16 protein-coding genes and 1 tRNA gene are annotated in these 19,567 nt (G+C 62.5%); 3 read left to right on the top strand and 14 right to left on the bottom strand.

Features of this window, described 5'->3' with window-relative positions:
- Positions 1-197: 197 nt before the first annotated feature.
- Positions 198-1,109 (top strand): dihydrodipicolinate synthase family protein, encoded by a 912-nt coding sequence (locus CIT25_RS05055; RefSeq protein ID WP_095483460.1) that lies wholly within the window; start codon positions 198-200, stop codon positions 1,107-1,109.
- Between the two features lie 448 nt (positions 1,110-1,557).
- On the opposite strand, the gene CIT25_RS05045 is transcribed toward CIT25_RS05055, so the two are convergent.
- The 3 genes from CIT25_RS05045 to CIT25_RS05035 are packed head-to-tail and all read right to left on the bottom strand — an operon-like array spanning position 1,558 to position 4,486.
- Positions 1,558-2,847 (bottom strand): TRAP transporter large permease, encoded by a 1,290-nt coding sequence (locus CIT25_RS05045; RefSeq protein WP_095483458.1) that lies wholly within the window; start codon positions 2,845-2,847, stop codon positions 1,558-1,560.
- A 10-nt stretch (positions 2,848-2,857) separates the two neighbouring features.
- Complete coding sequence (locus tag CIT25_RS05040; RefSeq protein ID WP_095483457.1) at positions 2,858-3,385, bottom strand: TRAP transporter small permease; 528 nt, start codon at positions 3,383-3,385, stop codon at positions 2,858-2,860.
- Positions 3,386-3,430: 45 nt separating this feature from the next.
- On the bottom strand, positions 3,431-4,486 hold the full coding sequence (locus tag CIT25_RS05035) for a TRAP transporter substrate-binding protein (RefSeq protein WP_095483456.1): 1,056 nt from the start codon (positions 4,484-4,486) through the stop codon (positions 3,431-3,433).
- Between the two features lie 219 nt (positions 4,487-4,705).
- Between CIT25_RS05035 and CIT25_RS05030 the strand changes: the two genes are divergently transcribed.
- Positions 4,706-5,524: a methyltransferase domain-containing protein gene (locus tag CIT25_RS05030; protein WP_158302514.1), complete on the top strand. Its 819-nt coding sequence runs from the start codon at positions 4,706-4,708 to the stop codon at positions 5,522-5,524.
- A 193-nt stretch (positions 5,525-5,717) separates the two neighbouring features.
- On the opposite strand, the gene CIT25_RS05025 is transcribed toward CIT25_RS05030, so the two are convergent.
- Positions 5,718-5,802, bottom strand: a tRNA-Leu gene (locus CIT25_RS05025).
- Between the two features lie 282 nt (positions 5,803-6,084).
- Between CIT25_RS05025 and lipB the strand changes: the two genes are divergently transcribed.
- Positions 6,085-6,828 carry a lipoyl(octanoyl) transferase LipB gene (gene lipB, locus CIT25_RS05020; protein WP_095483454.1) on the top strand — a complete coding sequence of 248 codons (744 nt, stop codon included), beginning with the start codon at positions 6,085-6,087 and terminating at the stop codon, positions 6,826-6,828.
- Positions 6,829-7,332: 504 nt separating this feature from the next.
- On the opposite strand, the gene CIT25_RS05015 is transcribed toward lipB, so the two are convergent.
- The 10 genes from CIT25_RS05015 to nuoL form a co-directional block, all read right to left on the bottom strand.
- Positions 7,333-8,016, bottom strand: coding sequence for an ABC transporter ATP-binding protein (locus CIT25_RS05015; protein ID WP_185928275.1), 684 nt, complete (start codon positions 8,014-8,016; stop codon positions 7,333-7,335).
- Positions 8,013-9,299, bottom strand: coding sequence for a lipoprotein-releasing ABC transporter permease subunit (locus CIT25_RS05010; protein WP_095483452.1), 1,287 nt, complete (start codon positions 9,297-9,299; stop codon positions 8,013-8,015). Before CIT25_RS05010 ends, CIT25_RS05015 begins: the two co-directional genes overlap by 4 nt.
- Positions 9,296-10,624, bottom strand: a complete 1,329-nt coding sequence (gene proS / locus CIT25_RS05005; RefSeq protein WP_095483451.1) for a proline--tRNA ligase — start codon at positions 10,622-10,624, stop codon at positions 9,296-9,298. The genes CIT25_RS05010 and proS overlap by 4 nt, the downstream gene beginning before the upstream one ends.
- A 628-nt stretch (positions 10,625-11,252) precedes the next feature.
- A complete protein-coding gene (locus tag CIT25_RS05000) occupies positions 11,253-11,537 on the bottom strand; it encodes a DUF1467 family protein (protein WP_095483450.1) in 285 nt (94 codons plus the stop codon).
- Positions 11,534-11,938, bottom strand: coding sequence for a methylmalonyl-CoA epimerase (mce, locus tag CIT25_RS04995; RefSeq protein WP_095483449.1), 405 nt, complete (start codon positions 11,936-11,938; stop codon positions 11,534-11,536). The genes CIT25_RS05000 and mce overlap by 4 nt, the downstream gene beginning before the upstream one ends.
- Positions 11,939-12,084: 146 nt before the next feature.
- Positions 12,085-13,755: a ribonuclease J gene (locus CIT25_RS04990; RefSeq protein WP_095483448.1), complete on the bottom strand. Its 1,671-nt coding sequence runs from the start codon at positions 13,753-13,755 to the stop codon at positions 12,085-12,087.
- Positions 13,756-13,805: 50 nt separating this feature from the next.
- Entirely contained in the window at positions 13,806-14,627 is an 822-nt protein-coding gene (locus tag CIT25_RS04985) for a biotin--[acetyl-CoA-carboxylase] ligase (protein ID WP_095483447.1), read from the bottom strand.
- A gap of 4 nt (positions 14,628-14,631) precedes the next feature.
- Positions 14,632-16,068, bottom strand: coding sequence for an NADH-quinone oxidoreductase subunit NuoN (gene nuoN, locus CIT25_RS04980; RefSeq protein ID WP_095483446.1), 1,437 nt, complete (start codon positions 16,066-16,068; stop codon positions 14,632-14,634).
- A gap of 18 nt (positions 16,069-16,086) precedes the next feature.
- The gene (locus tag CIT25_RS04975) at positions 16,087-17,592 is read right to left on the bottom strand and encodes an NADH-quinone oxidoreductase subunit M (protein ID WP_095483445.1); all 1,506 of its coding nucleotides are present in this window, start codon (positions 17,590-17,592) and stop codon (positions 16,087-16,089) included.
- Complete coding sequence (nuoL, locus tag CIT25_RS04970; protein ID WP_095483444.1) at positions 17,592-19,565, bottom strand: NADH-quinone oxidoreductase subunit L; 1,974 nt, start codon at positions 19,563-19,565, stop codon at positions 17,592-17,594. Before nuoL ends, CIT25_RS04975 begins: the two co-directional genes overlap by 1 nt.
- Between the last annotated feature and the right edge of the window lie 2 nt (positions 19,566-19,567).

The raw sequence follows: 19,567 nt of genomic DNA, 5'->3' as shown, positions 1-19,567 counted from the left end.
GTCTTCGACGTCCATCCGCCGCACGGATCGGCGCCAGCATCGGTCTCAGCCTCCTTTGGCGAGGCACGGGAATATCAAAAAAATGCGTGCTAAAAACCACGTTCTACGAAATCTTCGCGCCCGCCCGTCCGGACCAGCTGCCGGGTTGGGTCGGACGTCGGCCCGCTACGCTGAAAGCTGAATTTTAGGAGAATCTCATGGCCATCGGTCCTGACACCAAAAGTGTCTACACCATTGCCCCGACGCCGTTCGAGGCGGATGGCAAGATCGACTGGGAATCACTCGATTCGATGGTCGATTTTTACGAGCGCTGCGGCGTCGATGGGATGACCATCCTCGGCATCATGGGCGAGGCCCCGAAGCTCGACGCCGGCGAATCGCTCGAGATCGTCAAACGCATCGTGGCGCGCACCAAGCTGCCGGTCATCGTCGGCGTCTCCGCACCCGGCTTCGCCGCAATGCGCAGCCTTGCGCGTGCCTCGATGGAGGTCGGCGCCCAGGGCGTGATGATTGCGCCGCAGCCATCGCTGCGCACCGACGACCAGATCGTCACCTATTTCCGCAACGCATCCGAAGCGGTCGGCGAGGATGTTCCTTTCGTCCTGCAGGACTATCCGCTGACCCTCTCGGTCGTCATGACGCCGGCTGTCATCCGCCGCATTGTCACCGACAACCCGGCCTGCTTCATGCTCAAGCACGAGGACTGGCCGGGCCTGGAGAAGATCAGCGCGCTGCGCGGCTTCCAGAAGGACGGCTCGCTGCGCCCGCTGTCCATCCTCACCGGTAATGGCGGCCTCTTCCTCGACTTCGAGATGGAGCGCGGCGCCGACGGTGCGATGACTGGCTATGCTTTCCCCGATATGCTGGTCGACGTGGTGAAACTGTCTGCCGCCGGCGAGCGCGACAAGGCGCACGATCTTTTCGACGCCCACCTGCCCTATCTGCGCTATGAGCAGCAACCCGGTGTGGGCCTTGCGGTGCGCAAATATGTGATGATGAAGCGCGGTGCCATCGCGTCCGACGCCCAGCGCAAGCCGGGCAGCGCGTTGTCGGCGGCGGCCAGACAAGAGGTAGACTACCTGCTTTCGCGGCTGGAAAGCCGCGTCTAGCTTTCGTCTTCGGCTTTGCCGATCTTCTTTGGACACATCGATGTTGTCCCTCCCGGCTGGTTGGGAAAAACGGATGTCGAACTGGGTCAGCGGCCGGACCGCTGATAGCCGGCGTGTTTTCTGCGCGAGCCGTAGCGCTTCTCGTAAAGCGGTCGCAGCAGCGACTGAATGTCAGGATCGGACACGCGCCTGCCTGTGGTTCTTGCCGAGTTCTTGATTCGCCTCATCCGTCCATCGAGGGCTCGGCGCACTTCGTGCGGAAAGATGCCGTTTCGATACATCGCGCTCTCCTGATTGACGAAAATGTTGGGCCTGATTGACGAAAATGTTGGGCGCGATAGTCGAAGAGCCGCACTACGGAATGATTTCAAGGAGGAGGAATTTGATTACAGTTGTAGCAACGGAGGAAGAGTGGCGATCCGCCGTTCCGGAACGGCTCAGCCTATGATCAGCGCATTGTCGCCGGCAACCACAGGGCAATCTGCGGGAAGATGATCAGCAGCACTGTCGTCACGACGAGCGCAATCGTCAGGATGCTGGTGCCCTTGTATACCCTCGTCAGGTCGGCTCCCGCGGTCGTCCCAACGACGAACGCGACGAGGCCGACCGGCGGGAAGACAAGCCCCATGGCGACCATCATCATGGAAACGACGCCGAACCAGATCGGATCGAAGCCGAGCGAAGTGATGAGCGGGAACGTCAGTTGCAATGTCAGAAGCAGCAGCGGGATCTCGTCCATGAACATGCTGATGACGAAGTAGACCGCCAAAATGCCGATGATCACCATCCAGCGATTGAGATCCATCGCGGTCACCAACGCGACGATCTCCTGCGGAATGCGGCTGAGCGTCATGTAGTGGCCGAATAAGGTCGCGCCGATCAGGATCAGGAAAATCATGGCGGAGGTGCGAATCGTCGATTTCAGCGCCTCCAGCACGCCATGCGCCGACAGCCCGCCAAGTGCGACGCCGATCACGCCCGCCACCAACGCGCCGACCACGCCCACCTCGGTCGGAGTAGCGATCCCGAGGTAGAGCAGCGCGATCACGATGACGATGAGCAACAGGCTCGGCCACACGCGCGCGAGGCTTGCCCAGCGCTCCCTGGCGGGAACGCGATAGGTCTGAGGCGCATGCGACGGGCTGATCGTGACCCAGAGATAGATCGTCAATGCCAGCAGGATGCCGATCAGAATGCCAGGCATGATGCCGGCGATCAGCAGCTTGCCGACGGAAGTCTGTGTGGCAAACCCGTAGATCACCATGGCGACGCTTGGCGGGATCAGGATGTCGAGCGTAGCACCGACGCCGATCGCGCCGGCGGCAAGTTCTTCGGAATAGCCGTGCCGGCGCATCTCCGGCATGGCGATGTTCGACATTACCGAGGCCGCGGCGACGCTTGCACCTGACATCGCGCCGAACACCCCGCAGGAGAACACGGTGGCGATAGCGAGCCCACCTGGGATGAGCGACAACCAATTGCTCGCCGCGGAGTAAAGGTCGCGCGCGAGCCCGCTCGAAGCCGAGAAATAGGCCATCAGGATGAACATCGGGATCGTCGTGAGGCCATAGTCCGCCACCGTATCGAACGGCGTCAGGGCGACGATGCCCAGCATCTTGGCGAGATCGCCGGTCACCACATAAATGCCCAGCATGCCCGACGCGGCAAGCGCGACCGCGATCGGCACGCCGAGCAGCAGAAGCGCGACCAGTGCGACTAAGGGAAGCGCGGTGACCATCGGCTAGCGTTCACGACGCGGCGGGCCGGTCACGACGCGGCGAGCCGGTCAGGATTGCCAGCGCAAGAATGAGGAAGCCGAGCGGGGGCAGCAAATACGCCGGGCCGACCGGAATCGGCAGCGCGCTCAGCTTCGTGGGCTCGAAGAGCGAGCGGTATGCCTGCTGCACGGTCGCCGCCGCGAATACGAGGCAGCACAATATGGCGACGATGTATGCGAGGTGATCAGCAATCGATCGCGGCAACGGCGAAAGCCGATCCACCAGAAAGGTCACCCGGATGAAGGCTCCGCCTCGAAATGCGGAAGGCAGGCCGAGAAAGATTGCCGCGGTCATCAAGTATTTCTCGGTGAGCTCGTAGGCGATCAGGATCGGGCTGTTCAAAAAATAACGACAGACGGCATCGGCGCTGGTCAGCAGCATCATGATGGCGGTCGCAGTGACGGCGGCGTAAACGAGCATGAACTCGCAACGCCGCTGCCATTTCTCGATTCGTCCAAGAACGGTCATGTCTTGGGATGGTGGCATCGTGTCGGACATCGGCTTTTCGTTGAGGCGTCATCTCGCTCTGAGAACCGCCGAACATCAGTCGTTCAACATCTCGATGGTGGCTTCAAGAATCTGTCGGGCCTCCTTGTGGCCTTTGGCTTCCATTTTTTTGACCCAAGCGTCCCACAGCGGCTGAGCGGCGACCTTGTTCCAGCGCACCACCTCCTCCGTCGGCATCGCGTAGCGGATCATCTCGCGGTTTTCCGCCTCGGCCCCGTCGAGGGCTGCCTGCTCGGCTGCGTCGAAGAAGTTCCTGCCCCATAATTTCGAACCTTCGAGGCCGCTGACGCTCATGATGGCGTTGCGGATATCCATGGGCAGGCTGTCCCATTTCTGTTTGTTGGCGCACAGCGAGCCGTACACGGCAGAGAGCGGCGCGATCGTGTAGTATTTCGCGACCTCGTAGAGCCGGAAGGCATTCACCGCCTCCCAAGGCGCTCCCATGCCGTCGACCACGCCCTTGTCGAGGGCCTGGTAGACATCCGGCATCGGGACCAGTGTCGGCACGGCGCCCAGCGCCTTCATCTGCTCGGTCGGCGGTCCGCCGGTCACGCGTATCTTGAGGCCCTTCAAATCCTCCAGCGTCTTCACCTGTTTGCTGGTGGTGAGGATGAAGTACGGATGGCTCATCCACAGCGCCAGCGGCTGGGTCTCAGCGTATTCCTCCCGTATGGCGGGGAACCTTTCGTAGAGTTTCCACAACACTTCGCTGCCTTTCTCGGCGGACGTGATCGGCAGGCCAGGCAGGGTGATCACATCCGACAGCGGGGTGACGTCCGGCCAGTAGCCGTGGAAGCACCAGCCAATGTCGACGACGCCGGCGCGCACCGCGTTCCACGTCTCCGTCCCTTTCACCATGGTCTGCCCCGGATAGTGCTCGATCTTCACGCGGCCTTTGGTTGCTTCCTCGATCTTCTTGATCCAGGGCTGCATCGCGTGGACGGAGCCCCAGGCGGTCGGCGGATTCTGATCGGCCACTGTCAGTGTCACTTCCTGCGCGGGTGCCGCTGCGGTCAGGGCAAGCACAGTGCCCACGATCCCGATCGCCGAGAGAAGGTTTCTGACGACATCCCATGACTGCTGATAGATCATCCCTCGCGCTCCGCTACTCTCATGTCATGAATGGCGCTGTCTCGTAGAATTGCGCTACAGAATGATTTCAGCGAAACGGAATTTGGTTACGTCTGTAACAGCGGGGACCGTCGTTGTTGATCGGCGGCGCCGCCATATGGCAATTTGCTGTGGAAGGAGGCGGGCGGCTTGGCACCGATGCTGGCCAAACGGCAGCGTCAACAGCAATTGGGGAGACCCATGGCCAACGCTGAGGAACTCCGGAGCTACATCATCAAGGGTGGCGAGGAAGGGCGGTCGCGGCTCGCCCTCATCTCGCGCGTGCTGGCGCCGGCAACCCGAGCGCTTCTCGATCGCTTCGAACCGCTGAACGGAATGTTGGCGCTGGACGCCGGTTGCGGCGGCGGTGACGTCAGCTTCGAGTTGGCGGCTCGGGTCGGTTCAAACGGCCGCGTCGTCGGATTCGATCTCGACGAAGAGAAGCTGGCGGCGGCCCGCGAAGAGGCAGCCAACCGCAGCCTCGCCAATGTCGCGTTTCACAAGGCCAGCGTGCTCGATCCATGGCCAATCTCGGGCGCCGCGTTGGTCTATATCCGGTTCGTTCTCACGCATCTCGCGAGCCCGGAGGAAGTGCTGGCGAGAGCAAGGGCGGCGCTGGCGCCGGGCGGCGTCTTGATCGTCGAGGATATCGACTATGCCGGCCAGTTCTGCGATCCGCCTTGTCCAGCCGTCGATCGCTATAGCGAGCTCTTTGTCGCGACGCTCAAGGCGCGTGGCGGCGACCCGTTCATCGGGCGCAGGCTGGTCCGCCTTCTGGAAAGCGCGGGCTTTGCTAGTGTCGACTCCGGCCTCGTCCAACCCTTCGGGCGAAGCCGCGACATCAAACAGACCACATCGCTCACCATGGCGGCGATCGCCGGAGCCGTCGCAGCATCGGGCATCGCCACCGCCGAAGAGGTCGACCACGTGACGCGCGAGATCAAATCCTTTGCCGACCGGTCGGACACGACCATATCCCTCCCACGCATCTTTCAGGCGTGGGGGCGAATGACGTACTGACAGATACATTGCCTTCCGGCAACGGCCTTGCCGTATGACGGCTTTGGGTCAAACCACGCGGTTAGTGCGCGGCTTACCGCGCGCCCAAACCGCCCGCAGTTTCGCGCAGTGTTTCAGTTTGCATGAACAGTCTTGGGAAGAACTGCAAGGAAACAGAAATTGCGAGGTAGAATAATAGCTTATTGGATAAAGCTGGTGCGGTCGAGAAGACTCGAACTTCCACGGGTTGCCCCACAGCGACCTCAACGCTGCGCGTCTACCAATTCCGCCACGACCGCACGTGGTAGGAGCCGAAACGAACCGGCTCGCGGCGTGTAGCAAATCGTTTCCGGCGAAACAAGGGCGCGTCGCGCAATAATTGCCCGGGCTTCGGCATAACCCTTCAAAGAGCTGGAACGCGCCCGGAACTGGACGTTTCGCCCGATTGCCGCCATATGTGAGGCTAATGCATGTCGCCCAAAAGTGCGCAGCGGTTTTGGGACAACGATATGCATAAAACAAAAATCTAAAGCGTGCCCACGGTTCCCTTCAAACGCGACGCGCTTTAGACGAGACACGCCATGACAGAACGCAGCAAGATCGCCACGTCGTTCCTGCCCCTGCCCGGTTCGGCGCCGGTCGAATGGCGGATCGAACCCGGCCTCACCGCCTATCCGGATGCGCTTGCCGTGATGGAGGCGCGTGCCGAAGCGATCCGAAGCGGCGCCGCCGGCGAGATGGTCTGGCTGGTCGAGCATCCGCCGCTCTACACCGCCGGCACCAGCGCCCGCATCGAGGACCTGATCGAGCCGAACCGTTTCCCGGTGTTCGCGGCCGGGCGCGGCGGCGAGTACACCTATCATGGGCCGGGCCAGCGGGTCGCTTATGTGATGCTCGACTTGAAGCGGCGACGCGAGGATGTCCGCGCCTTCGTTGCCGCGCTTGAACAATGGATCATCGGCACGCTCGCCGCCTTCAACGTGCGCGGCGAACGACGCGAGGACCGCGTCGGCGTCTGGGTGGTGCGACCGGATCGCCCCACCCTGGCAGACGGATCGCCGGCCGAGGACAAGATCGCTGCCATCGGCATCAGGCTGAGGCGCTGGGTGAGCTTTCACGGCATCGCCATCAATGTCGAGCCCGATCTCAGCCACTTCAGCGGCATCGTGCCGTGCGGCGTGCAGGATCACGGCGTGACCAGCCTCGTCGACCTCGGCCTTCCCCTAGGGATGGCCGACCTCGATCTCGCGCTGAAATCCGCATTCGAGGATGTCTTCGGACCGGCCGAAATGTCGGTTGTCGAGGCGGCCCGCAAGGCCGGCTGAAATCTCGTCGGGATCGGCTCAGATCAGCCGCGCGGATTTCCACAAGTAGCTACGTCCCGGCGCAAGGTGTCAGCAAAGGACCGAGTTCCAACGCTGACGCCCCCTCTCCCCGTTCTTCACGGGGAGAGGGGGACACCAGCGATAGAGCCACGTCTTTGACCGGTCTTTCACATCGCTCCGATCCAGATTGCCATGGAAACGAGAAACGTGCTCATGCACACCAGTGACACGACATCCTGAACAAGACCGGTCATAACGCTCTCCTGTTTTCAGTATGTTCGTATTTTGTTCTAATTTTGTTCGAATGTCAACGACCGCAATCCAAGCGTGTCGCGAAATTCCGGGCGCTCAGTTCGGCAGGGTTAAGAAAAGGTTGCGAGCCGGATTTCCGCCGTTTTCGGCGCTGGTTGCGTGTGGCGAAAATGCAACCGGACAGCATGCTGATAGTCAGTCGCCAAGTGTGGAGATTCAGGTCAGGCCGGCATCACCTGAATATCGATACACCTAAAGCGGAACAACCTTGCCGTCGGCCAGCGTGACACGACGGTCCATGCGCGAGGCAAGCTCGTGATTGTGGGTGGCGATCAGCGCCGCCAGGCCCGATTGCCGGACCAGCGCGCTCAGCGCCTCGAACACATAAGAGGCGGTGACCGGGTCTAGGTTGCCGGTCGGCTCGTCTGCCAGCAGCACCAGCGGCGCATTGGCGACGGCGCGCGCGATGGCGACGCGCTGCTGCTCGCCGCCGGACAGTTCGGAGGGGCGATGCTGCGCGCGCTTGCCGATCTGCATGTAGTCGAGCAGCTGCGCCGAACGCTCGGCAGCCTCCTTGCGCGTCAGCCCCTTTATCAGCTGCGGCATCATGATGTTTTCCAGCGCCGTGAACTCCGGCAGCAGGTGATGGAACTGATAGACGAAGCCGACATCGTTGCGGCGGATCGCCGTGCGCTCGTCGTCGGAAAGCCGCCCGCAAGCGCGGCCGGCTAGAATCACATCGCCGGCGTCCGGCCGTTCCAGCAGTCCGGCTGTGTGCAACAGCGTCGATTTGCCGGTGCCCGAAGGCGCCACCAGCGCCACGATCTCGCCGCGCTTCAGCGAAAAATCGGCGCCGTTCAGGATGGTCAGCTTGCGCGGACCCTGGACATAGTGCCGCTCGACGCTCTTCAGCTCGATAATGGCCTCGGCCATCATTCGTACCTCAGCGCTTCGACGGGATCGAGCCTGGCCGCGCGCCATGCCGGAAACAGCGTCGCCAGGAACGACAGCACCAGCGCCATGAGCACCACCGAGATCGTCTCGCTGGCGTCCATGCGGGCAGGCAGCTGGCTGAGGAAATAGAGCTCGGGATTGAACAGCCTCTCGCCGGCCAACCAGGAGAAGAACTGGCGGATTCGCTCGACGTTCAGGCAGATTACAACGCCGAGCAGCACGCCGGCGATGGTGCCCACCACGCCGATCGCCGCGCCCGTCATCAGGAAGATGCGCAGGATCGCGCCGCGCGTGGCGCCCATGGTGCGCAGGATGGCGATGTCGTGGCCCTTGTCCTTCACCAGCATGATCAGGCCCGAAATGATGTTGAGCGCCGCCACCAGCACGATCAGCGTCAGGATCATGAACATGACGTTGCGCTCCACTTGCAGCGCATCGAAGAATGTCCTGTTGCGTTCTCGCCAGTCGACCATGGTGATCGGCCGCTGCGACGCCTCCTCGATCTTCGGCTTCAGCGCGTCGACATTGTCGGGATTGTCGACATAGAGCTCGATGGTCTGCGCCCGGCCATCCATGTTGAAATAAAGCTGCGCTTCCGAAAACGGCATGTAGACGATGGAGCTGTCATATTCCGACATGCCGACCTCGAAGATCGCCGTGACCGGATAACCCTTCATGCGCGGCGTCGTGCCGAGCGGCGTCACATCGCCGTCGGGCGCGATCAGCGTGATCGTGTCGCCGAGCACAAGACCGAGATTCTCGGCCATGCGGCTGCCGATGGCGACGCCCTCGCTTGTGTCGAAGCCAGCGATCGAGCCCTGCTTGATATTGTTGGCGACGATCGAAATCTTGCCCAGATCCTCGCCGCGGATGCCGCGCACCAGCGCCCCTGACCCGCCGCCGACATTGCCTTGCGCCAGCACCTGCCCGTCGATCAGCGGAATGGCATATTTGACGCCGGGCACGCCGTTGATGCGGCCGGCAACCTGCGCATAGTCCTCCAGCGGCATGTCGAGCGGCTGCACGATCAGATGGCCATTGACGCCGAGAATGCGCGTCAGGAGCTCGGCGCGGAACCCGTTCATGACGGCCATCACGACGATCAGCGTGGCAACGCCCAGCATGATGCCGACGAAGGAGATCGAGGCAATGACGGAGATCACCGTCTCCTTGCGGCGCGAGCGCAGATAGCGCCACGCGACCATGCGTTCGAAAACGGAAAAAGGTCCGGCGGCCGGGGGTTTCGCTACTGCGGCTTCGCTCATGCGGCAGAACCGAAACGCTTCTTCACGTCTGCGATCGGCAGCGTCTCACGCTCGCCGGTCCTGCGGTTCTTGATCTCGATCTCGCCGGCCGCCACGCCGCGCGGCCCGACGATCACCTGCCACGGCAGGCCGATCAGGTCGGCGGTGGCGAACTTGCCGCCCGGCCGCTGGTCGGTGTCGTCGTAGAGCACGTCCTTGCCGGCGGCGACAAACGCTGCATGGAGCTCATCGCAGACGCGGTCGCACTCGGCGTCACCGGCTTTCATATTGATCAGACCGATGTCGAAAGGCGCCACCGCCTCCGGCCAGATGATGCCGTTGTCGTCATGGCTGGCCTCGATGATCGCCGCGACCAGCCGGGTCGGGCCGATGCCGTAGGAACCCCCGGAGGCAAAATGATCCTTGCCGTCGGGTCCGGTCACCTTGGCGCCCATCGGTTTCGAATATTTGTCGCCGAAATGGAAGATGTGGCCGACCTCTATGCCGCGCGCCGAGACACGGTCGCTCGTCGCAACCTTCTCCCACGCCGCCTCGTCGTGCATCTCGTCGGTCGCGGCATAGGGCGTCGTCCATGTCTTGACGATGTCGCCGATCGCGTCGTCGTTGGAGAAGTCCGTGTCCGCGCCCGGCACCGCCAGAGCGAGATAATCGCGATGGCAATAGACCTGGCTCTCGCCGGTGTCGGCCAGGATGATGAATTCGTGGCTGAGGTCGCCGCCGATCGGCCCGGTGTCGGCACGCATCGGGATCGCCTGCAATCCCATGCGCGTGAACGTCCTGAGATAGGACACGAACATCCTGTTATAGGCCGCCCTGGCGCCTTCGAAGTCGAGGTCGAAGGAATAGGCGTCCTTCATCAGGAACTCGCGCGAACGCATGACGCCGAATCGCGGCCGCACCTCGTCGCGGAACTTCCACTGGATGTGATAGAGATTGAGGGGCAGATCCTTGTACGACTTCACATAGGCGCGGAAAATCTCGGTGACCATCTCCTCGTTGGTCGGCCCATAGAGCATGTCCCGATCTTGCCGGTCCTTGATGCGCAGCATCTCCTTGCCATAATCGTCATAGCGGCCGCTTTCACGCCACAGCTCGGCGGACTGGATGGTCGGCATCAGGATCTCGAGCGCGCCGGCGCGGTTCTGCTCCTCGCGAATGATCCGGCAGACCTTGTCCAGCACCCTTTTGCCGAGCGGCAGCCAGGAAAAACTGCCTTGCCCCTGCTGGCGGATCATGCCGGCGCGTAGCATCAGCCGGTGCGAGACGATTTCGGCCTCGCGCGGGTTTTCTTTAAGGATAGGCAGGAAATAGCGCGACAAACGCATGGACTGGTCCGTGAGAGAGAGTTACCGCACCGGAATCGGCGCAGCGCTGGGCTTGCTTGCCCCGGCTTCATAGCCATTTCATGACGGAATGGAAACCCGCCCCCCAAGCGCCGCAAAGGGTGCCGCAGTGCCGCATCCGCCTTGCTGGTCGTTTCGCAAGCAACGCTTGCCACACTATTGTGCAGTGCAGCACGAGATTGCCTATTTCCAGGCAAAATTCTGCGTGACATTTTCACCCGCCTTGGTCTAATGTGCCCCGATAACCGAGAGGGCGGAAAGAAATCTGCCCTCCTACGCGGTCAAAGTCTTGGGAGGATGCGATCTAGGCGCGGTTACTCGCTGCCGCCGGACACCGGAAACAGATCGGACGCGTTTAAATTGCAAGGCCTTGTGCCTTGCATTTTTTTTGTGCAATCATTTGGTTAGCACGACGTACTGCCAAATCGCTTTATCCAGACGTGTCGCCCGAAGGTGCGCGGCCGCTAAAGCAAGAAATTGACGCGCGTAAATACTAATCCCTTGGAGCGCGTGGCGCTCTCGCGGCAGCGTGACAAATCCGGAAGCCGGCTTTGTTTTGCCCCCATCGGCGCTCGCGTTCAGGGCGACGAATAGTGCGTCGCCGGTTATGCTAACTCTTGGGGCTCTGGCTAAAATCCGGCACGATGTGCGGGATATCGTCGATGCCGAGGCCGAGCCCCCTCGTGATGCCATAGAAGATGCCAAGAAGAACCATCGTGACGATTGTCGTCCGCAGCACGGCGCGCAGCATATGCGGTCCGCGCGGCGCGCTGTGTACAGTGCCCAGCGTCACGTCCTGATCCTCGTCCTGCGTCCTCATGCTGAACGGCAGGACGGCGAACAGCACCACCCACCATGTGATGAAGAACAGGGCGATAAACGAAACCCAGCTCATGCTTGCTCCAGTTCGACCAGCGTGCCGAAGAAATCCTTGGGATGCAGGAACAGCACCGGCTTGCCATGCGCGCCGGTCTTCGGGTTGCCGTCGCCCAGGACGCGGGCGCCGCTGGCCTTGAGGTGATCACGCGCGGCAAGAATGTCGTCGACCTCATAACAGACATGATGCATGCCGCCCGAGGGGTTCTTCTCGAGGAATGCCGCGATCGGCGAACCCTCGCCGAGCGGCTCCAGCAATTCGATCTTGGTGTTGCCGACATCGACGAACACCACCGTCACGCCATGTTCCGGCAGCGCCTGCGGTGCGGTCACCCGAGCGCCGAGCGTGTCGCGATAGGCCGCTGTCGCCGCGGCAAGATCCGGCACGGCAAGCGCGACATGGTTCAGGCGTCCGAGCATAGGGTGCTCCGAAAGTTAGGGGAGTAGGGGAATAAGGCAGTAGGGGAGTAGGGAAAAAGACATTGAGGCGTGCGAGCTTTTTTGCTCTTCCCTACTCCCGTACTGCCCCACTGCCCCACTCCCCTACTCCCCTACTCCCTTGTTCGTCACCGCGTGACGAACACTGTCACCAGCGGCTTCTTGCCCCAGGCTTCGTTGGCGGCGCCGCGGACGGCGCGGCGCACCGCCTCCTGCACGAGGTCGAGGTCTTTTCGGCGCTGACGGGGGATGGAGTCCACGGCGCCGATTGCCGCATCGATCATCAGGTCTTCCAGGCTCTCGCCGCGCGCATCGGCCTCGGCGACGCCGATGGCGACCAGATCGGGATCGCCGGCGAGCTCATATTTGTCGTCGAGCACGACATTGACCGCGACATGGCCGGCAAAGGACAGCTTGCGCCGGTCGCGGATGCCCATTGCCTGGTCGGTGCCGATCAGCCTGCCGTCCTTGTAGATGCGGCCGAACGGCACCTGGTCGATGATCGTGGCAGCACCCGGATAGAGCCGCAGCATGTCGCCGTCGCGCACCTGCGCCACCTGGCTGATGCCGGACACCGACATCAGCGACCCCTGCGCCACCAGATGCGCCGCCTCGCCATGCACGGGGACGCCGATCTGCGGCCGAACCCATTCATACATCTTGCGCAACTCGCTGCGGCGTGGATGGCCGGAGACATGCACCAGCGCATCGCCGTCCTCGATGATCTTGATGCCGAGATCGATCAGGCGGTTCTTGATCTCGAGAATCCCCTTCTCGTTGCCGGGAATGGTGCGCGAGGAAAACACCACCGTGTCGCCTGCTGTCAGCGACACTGATTTCATCTCGTCGCGCGACAGTTTCGCCAATGCCGCAAGCGGCTCGCCCTGGCTGCCGGTGCAGATGATGACGAGGTTTTCACGCGGGATGAAGCCAAAATCCTCCTCGGCGATGAATTCGGGCAGCCCGTCCATGTAGCCGAGCTCACCAGCAACATCGATGACGCGTTTCAGCGAGCGGCCAAGCACCAGGCACTGGCGGCCGGCATCCCTAGCCGCCTTGGCAATGGAGACGATGCGCCCGACATTGGAGGAAAAAGTGGTGACCGCGACGCGGCCCTTGGCGCTCTGGATGACACCCCTGAGGCCCTCACCTACCGCCACTTCCGATGGCGACTCCCCTTCCCGCAGCGCATTGGTGGAATCGCAGATCAGCGCCAGCACGCCCTTGTCGCCATAGGCGCGGAAGCGGGCCTCGTCGGTCATCGGTCCGATCGTCGGCGCCGGATCGATCTTCCAGTCGCCGGTGTGGATGACGGTGCCGGCCGGCGAGGTGATCGCCAGCGACATCGGTTCAGGAATAGAATGCGCGACGGGAATCGCCTCGATCTCGAACGGGCCGATGGTGAATTTTTCGCCGGCCCGGTAGATCGTCAACGGGATCTTCGGTGCGCCCTGCTCGCCTTGCCGCTTGGCTTCCAGCAATCCGGCGCCGAACGGCGTCATCCAGACCGGCGCCTTGAGCTTCGGCCATGTGTCGAGCAGCGCGCCGTAATGGTCCTCATGCGCGTGCGTGATGACGATGCCGCGCAGATTGGCGATGTTCTCCTCGATGAAGCGCGTGTCGGGCAGCACCAGGTCGACGCCAGGCAGGCTGGCATCGGGAAAGGTGACGCCGACATCGACGACAATCCATTCGCGCGCATTGGCCGGGCCGTAGCCATAGAGGGCGAAGTTCATGCCGATCTCGCCGACGCCGCCGAGCGGCACGAAGACGAGTTCGGCGTTTTCAGCTTTCGCCATGATCTTTCCTTTCCTGGCCGGTCAAACCAGGCCCGTCTAATCTAGGCCCGTCAAACCTGAGCCGACGCGACCGCGCCAAAATGCACATCGCCGGCGGCGATCGTCAGAACCGAACCCTCATCGTCGCGGATCACGAAACGGCAGTCCTCGTCAATGGTCTCGAACGTGCCGCGCACCACATTACCGTCAATTCTGACAGCAACCTGCCCGCCAAGCCCTGCCGCGCGCGCCAGCCAGCGCTGCCTGACGGCGGAAAGCCCGCGCCCCTCGTTCCACAGCCGCGCATTCTCGCTCCAGGCATCCGACAGCGCCAGAAACAATGTCTCGGCATCGCAAGCAGCACCCAGCGCGCTAAGCGATGTCGCGGGATAGGGCAAATCGTTGGGATAAGCCACAACATTGACACCGATGCCCACCGCCACCGCGAAGCGATCGCCTTCGAGTATCGTCGATTCCAGCAGGATGCCGGCAAGCTTGGCGCCGGAGGCGAGCACATCGTTCGGCCATTTGAGTTCGAAACGGTTCTTCCCATCGCTGCCGCCGTCGAGGCCGATTGCGATCTTGCCCTTCGGCATGACGGCGTCGAGCGCATCGGCCAGCGCCAGGCCGGCGACGAAGCCGAGCGTCGCGGCCAAGCGAAGCTCGGCATTGGTGACCACCAGCAGCGTCGCCGCTAGATTGCCCTCGGGCGTCGCCCAGACCCGGCCGCGCCGGCCACGCCCGCTTTCCTGTTTCTTTGAAACGACCCAGAGCTTTCCCGGGTCCCCGGCCCGCGCATGATCCAGCGCCAGCGCATTGGTGGAACCGACCGTGTCATGTGCCTCGAGCCGGAACCCTTCCGAGGCCGCTGTTGGAGCCAGCCGAAATGCCATCGCGTCAGAAAAATGTCTTGGCGGCGGCTTCGGCATAGGTGCCGATCGGCCCGCCGATCAGCACGTAGAACAGCACGAAGGCGCCGCAGACGCCGAGCACGACGCGAAGCTCGGTCGCCATCGGCACAAAGCCGCCGACCGGTTCGTCGAACCACATGATCTTGATGATGCGCAGATAATAATAGGCACCCACCACCGAGGCTAGCACGCCGATGATCGCCAGTGCGTAGAGGTTGGCGTTGATGGCGGCGAGGAACACGTACCACTTCCCCCAGAAGCCGGCGAGCGGCGGGATGCCGGCCAGAGAGAACATCAGGATGGTGAGGATCGTCGCCATGATCGGATTGGTCGACGACAGGCCGGCGAGATCGCTGATCTGCTCGACATTGCCTTCCTTGCGCCGCATGGCGAGGATGAAGGCGAAGGTGCCGAGCGTCATCACCAGATAGATCAGCATATAGATGGCGACGCCGCGCACGCCGGCCTGGCTGTTGGCGGCGAGGCCAACCAGCGCGTAGCCCATATGGCCGATGGAGGAATAGGCCATCAGCCGCTTGATGTTGGTCTGGCCGATGGCCGCGAAGGCGCCCAGCGCCATCGAGGCGATCGAGATGAAGACGATGATCTGCTGCCAGTCGGCGGCGATCGGCTTGAACGCGCCCATGGTGACGCGCACGATCAGCGCCATCGCCGCCATCTTCGGCGCGGCAGCGAGGAAGGCCGTCACCGGCGTCGGCGCGCCTTCATAGACGTCGGGCGTCCACATGTGGAACGGCACCGCCGATATCTTGAAGGCGAGGCCGGCCAGCACGAAGACCAGGCCGAAGACGAGGCCAAGCTGCCGCTCGCCGCCGCCCAACGCCGTGGCGATTTCCTGGAACCCGGTGTTGCCGGTGTAGCCATAGACGAGGCTGATGCCGTAAAGCAGCATGCCCGACGACAGCGCGCCGAGAACGAAATACTTCAACCCCGCCTCGGTCGAGCGCAGATTGTCCCGGTTGATCGCCGCCAGCACGTAGATCGCCAGCGACTGCAATTCGAGGCCGAGATAAAGCCCGATCATGCCGTTGGCCGAGATCATCAGCATCATGCCGAGCGTGCACAGCAGGATCAGCACCGGATATTCGAACTTGTCGAAATGCTCCGCCTTGGCGAAGCGCATCGACATGACCAGTGTCACCGCCGACCCGATCAGCGCCAGCACCTTCATGAAGCGGGCGAAGGGATCCTGGACGAAGGCTTCGCCGTAGGCGTAGCCCTGCCCGGTGGAAAAGATCGTCCAGACGCCGGCAACCACCAGGACGGCGACGGCAAGGCCGCTCACCGTTGTGGTGGTGTTGGCGCGCGAATAGGCGCCGAGCATCAGGAGCGCCAGGGCGCCGATGGCAAGGATCAGCTCTGGTGTCGAGAGCGACAGGCTGGAGAGAAGGTCCGGCGTCATGGTTCGCAAACCTCTCAGTCAGTTCGCCGCCGCGGTCTGCGCGGTGTTGATGGATGCGGTGACATTGGTGACGAGCGCCTTGACCGATTCGGCCGTCGCGTCGAAGACCGGCGCCGGGTAGACGCCGAAGAAGATGACCAGCACGACCAGCGGATAGATGATCACCTTCTCGCGCGCCGACAGGTCAAGCAGGTTTTTCAAGCTGTCCTTGGTCAGCGCGCCGAAGATCACCCGGCGATAGAGCCAGAGCGCATAGGCCGCCGACAGGACGACGCCGGTGGCGGCGAAGAACGCCACCCAGGTGTTGACCCGGAACACGCCGAGCATGGTCAGGAACTCGCCAACGAAGCCGCTGGTGCCGGGCAGGCCGACATTGGCCATAGTGAAGATCATGAACACGGTGGCGTATTTCGGCATGTTGTTGACCAGCCCGCCATAGGCGTCGATGTCGCGCGTGTGCATGCGGTCGTAGATGACGCCGACGCAGAGGAACAGCGCGCCGGAGACCAGGCCGTGCGACAGCATCTGGAAGATCGCCCCCTGGACGCCTTCCTGGTTCATCGCGAAGATGCCCATGGTGACGAAGCCCATATGGGCAACCGACGAATAGGCGATCAGCTTCTTCATGTCCTCCTGCATCAGCGCCACCAGCGAGGTGTAGATGATGGCGACGACGGACAGCGCGAAGACCAGTGGCGCGAACATCTCCGAGGCGATCGGAAACATCGGCAGCGAGAAGCGCAGGAAGCCGTATCCGCCCATCTTGAGCAGGATGGCGGCCAGGATCACCGAACCGGCCGTCGGCGCCTCGACATGGGCGTCCGGCAACCAGGTGTGCACCGGCCACATCGGCATCTTCACGGCGAAGGATGCGAAGAAGGCAAGCCATAGCCATGTCTGCATGGTCGCCGGGAAGTTGTGCGTCAGCAGCGTCGGAATGTCGGTGGTGCCGGACTGGAAGAACATCGCCATGATGGCGAGCAGCATCAGCACCGAGCCGGCCAGCGTGTAGAGGAAGAATTTGAACGAGGCATAGACGCGCCGCTTGCCGCCCCACACGCCGATGATGATGAACATCGGGATCAGGCCGGCTTCGAAGAAGACGTAGAACAAAACGATGTCGAGCGCGCAGAACACGCCGATCATCAGCGTCTCCAGCAACAGGAAGGCTATCATGTAGGCCTTGACGCGCTTCTCGATCGATTCCCACGAAGCCAGGATGCAGAGCGACATCAGGAAGGTGGTCAGGATGACGAACAGCATGGAAATGCCGTCGACGCCCATATGGTACGAGATGCCGGAATCCAGCCAGGCAAACTTCTCGACAAACTGGAAGCCAGGCTCCGAATTGTCGAAGCCGGTCCAGATGAACAGCGAAATCACGAAGGTGAACGTGGTCGTCAACAGCGCGATGGCGCGGATGTTGCGGCGCGCATTCTCGCTGTCGTCGCGGACGAACAGGATGAGCAGCACACCAACCAGCGGCAGGAAGGTGACCAGCGACAGGATCGGCCAGGCGGTCATCAGAGCATCATCCAGGTGACGAGTGCGGCAACGCCGATCAGCATGGCGAAGGCGTAATGATAGAGGTAGCCGGTCTGCAGCTTGACGACCCGGTTGGTGACGTCGACGACGCGCGCCGAAATACCGTCCGGACCCAGCCCGTCGATTACGGTGCCGTCACCGGTCTTCCACAGGAAGTGGCCGAGGCGTTTTGCCGGCCGCACGAACAGGAGATCGAAAAGTTCGTCGAAATACCACTTGTTGAGCAGGAAGGCGTAGAGCCCGCGATGCTGCGCCGCCAAATTCTTCGGCATTTCCGGCGCGCGGATGTAGAATTGCCAGGCAATCGCAAAGCCGATCAGCATGGCGATGAACGGCGCCAGCTTCACCCACAACGGCACTTCATGGATGTCGTGCAGGATGTGGTTTTCCGGCAGTGTGAACAGCGACGCCTTCCAGAACTCGGCATAGCCCTCGCCGATGAAGGCGCCATGGAAGATCACGCCGGCGAACAGCGCGCCCGCTGCCAGGATGAACAGCGGCACCAGCATGACCGGCGGCGATTCATGGACATGGTGCATCACCTCATGGCTCGCCCGCGGCTGGCCGTGGAAAGTCATGAAGATCAGCCGCCAGGAGTAGAAGCTGGTGAAGCAGGCGGCGACGACCAGCAGCACGAAGGCAAGGCCGGCGACCGGATTGTGCGCGGCAAAGGCGCTTTCGATGATCGCGTCCTTGGAGAAGAACCCCGCGGTGCCGATGACCGTCACCGGAATGCCGACGCCGGTCAGCGCCAGCGTGCCGATCACCATCATCCAGTAGGTCTTCGGAATGAGCGTCCTGAGCCCGCCCATCCTGCGCATGTCCTGCTCGTCGGAGACGGCGTGAATCACCGAGCCCGAGCCGAGGAACAGCAGCGCCTTGAAGAAGGCATGCGTGAACAGATGGAAGATCGCCGCGCCATAGGCGCCGACGCCGAGCGCCACGAACATGTAGCCGAGTTGTGAGCAGGTCGAATAGGCGATGACGCGCTTGATGTCGTTCTGGACGAGGCCGACGGTCGCCGCGAAGAAGGCGGTGAAGGCGCCGATGAAGGTGACCACGATCAGCGCCGAATGCGACAGTTCGAACAGCGGCGACAGCCGCGCCAGCATGAACACGCCGGCCGTCACCATGGTGGCGGCATGGATTAGTGCCGAGACCGGCGTCGGGCCCTCCATGGCGTCCGGCAGCCAGGTGTGCAACGGCACCTGTGCCGACTTGCCCATGGCACCCATGAACAAAAGCAGGCAGACGACGGTCATCGCAGCCTGCTTGTCGAGCGCATAGCCGAGGAAGGTCAGCACGGCAGCACCTTGCGGGGCGCCTTCGGCCGGAATGAACGTCGCCGCATTGGCGAAGATGGTGCCGAGATTGACCGAGCCGAACAGCACGAACACGCCGAAGATGCCGAGCGCAAAGCCGAAATCGCCGATGCGATTGACGACGAAGGCCTTGATCGCGGCGGCATTGGCCGACGGCTTCTTGTACCAGAAGCCGATCAGCAGGTAGGAAGCGAGGCCGACGCCTTCCCAGCCAAAGAACATCTGCACGAGGTTGTCGGCCGTTACCAGCATCAGCATGGCGAAGGTGAACAGCGACAGATAGGCGAAGAAGCGCGGCCGGTTCGGGTCGTGATGCATGTAGCCGATCGAGTAGATGTGGACCAGCGCCGACACCGTGTTGACCACGACCAGCATCACCACCGTCAGCGTGTCGATCCTGAGCGCCCATGCGGCCTCTAACCCGCCCGACTGGATCCAGCGCATCACCGGCACGGTGAATACCTCGCCCTCGCCGAAGCCGACCGAGAAGAAGGCGACCCACGACAGCACGGCTGATATCACCAGGAAGCCGGAGGTGATGTATTCGGACGCCTTGGCGCCGAGCGACGTGCCGAACAGGCCGACGATCAGGAAGCCGAGCAGCGGAAGGAAGACGATGGCCTGATACATGG

The sequence above is a fragment of the Mesorhizobium mediterraneum genome, from assembly GCF_002284565.1.
Taxonomy (GTDB): Bacteria; Pseudomonadota; Alphaproteobacteria; order Rhizobiales; family Rhizobiaceae; genus Mesorhizobium; species Mesorhizobium mediterraneum.
The sequence above is the reverse complement of the archived record's forward strand: the minus strand, read 5'-3'. Positions and strand labels throughout refer to the sequence as shown.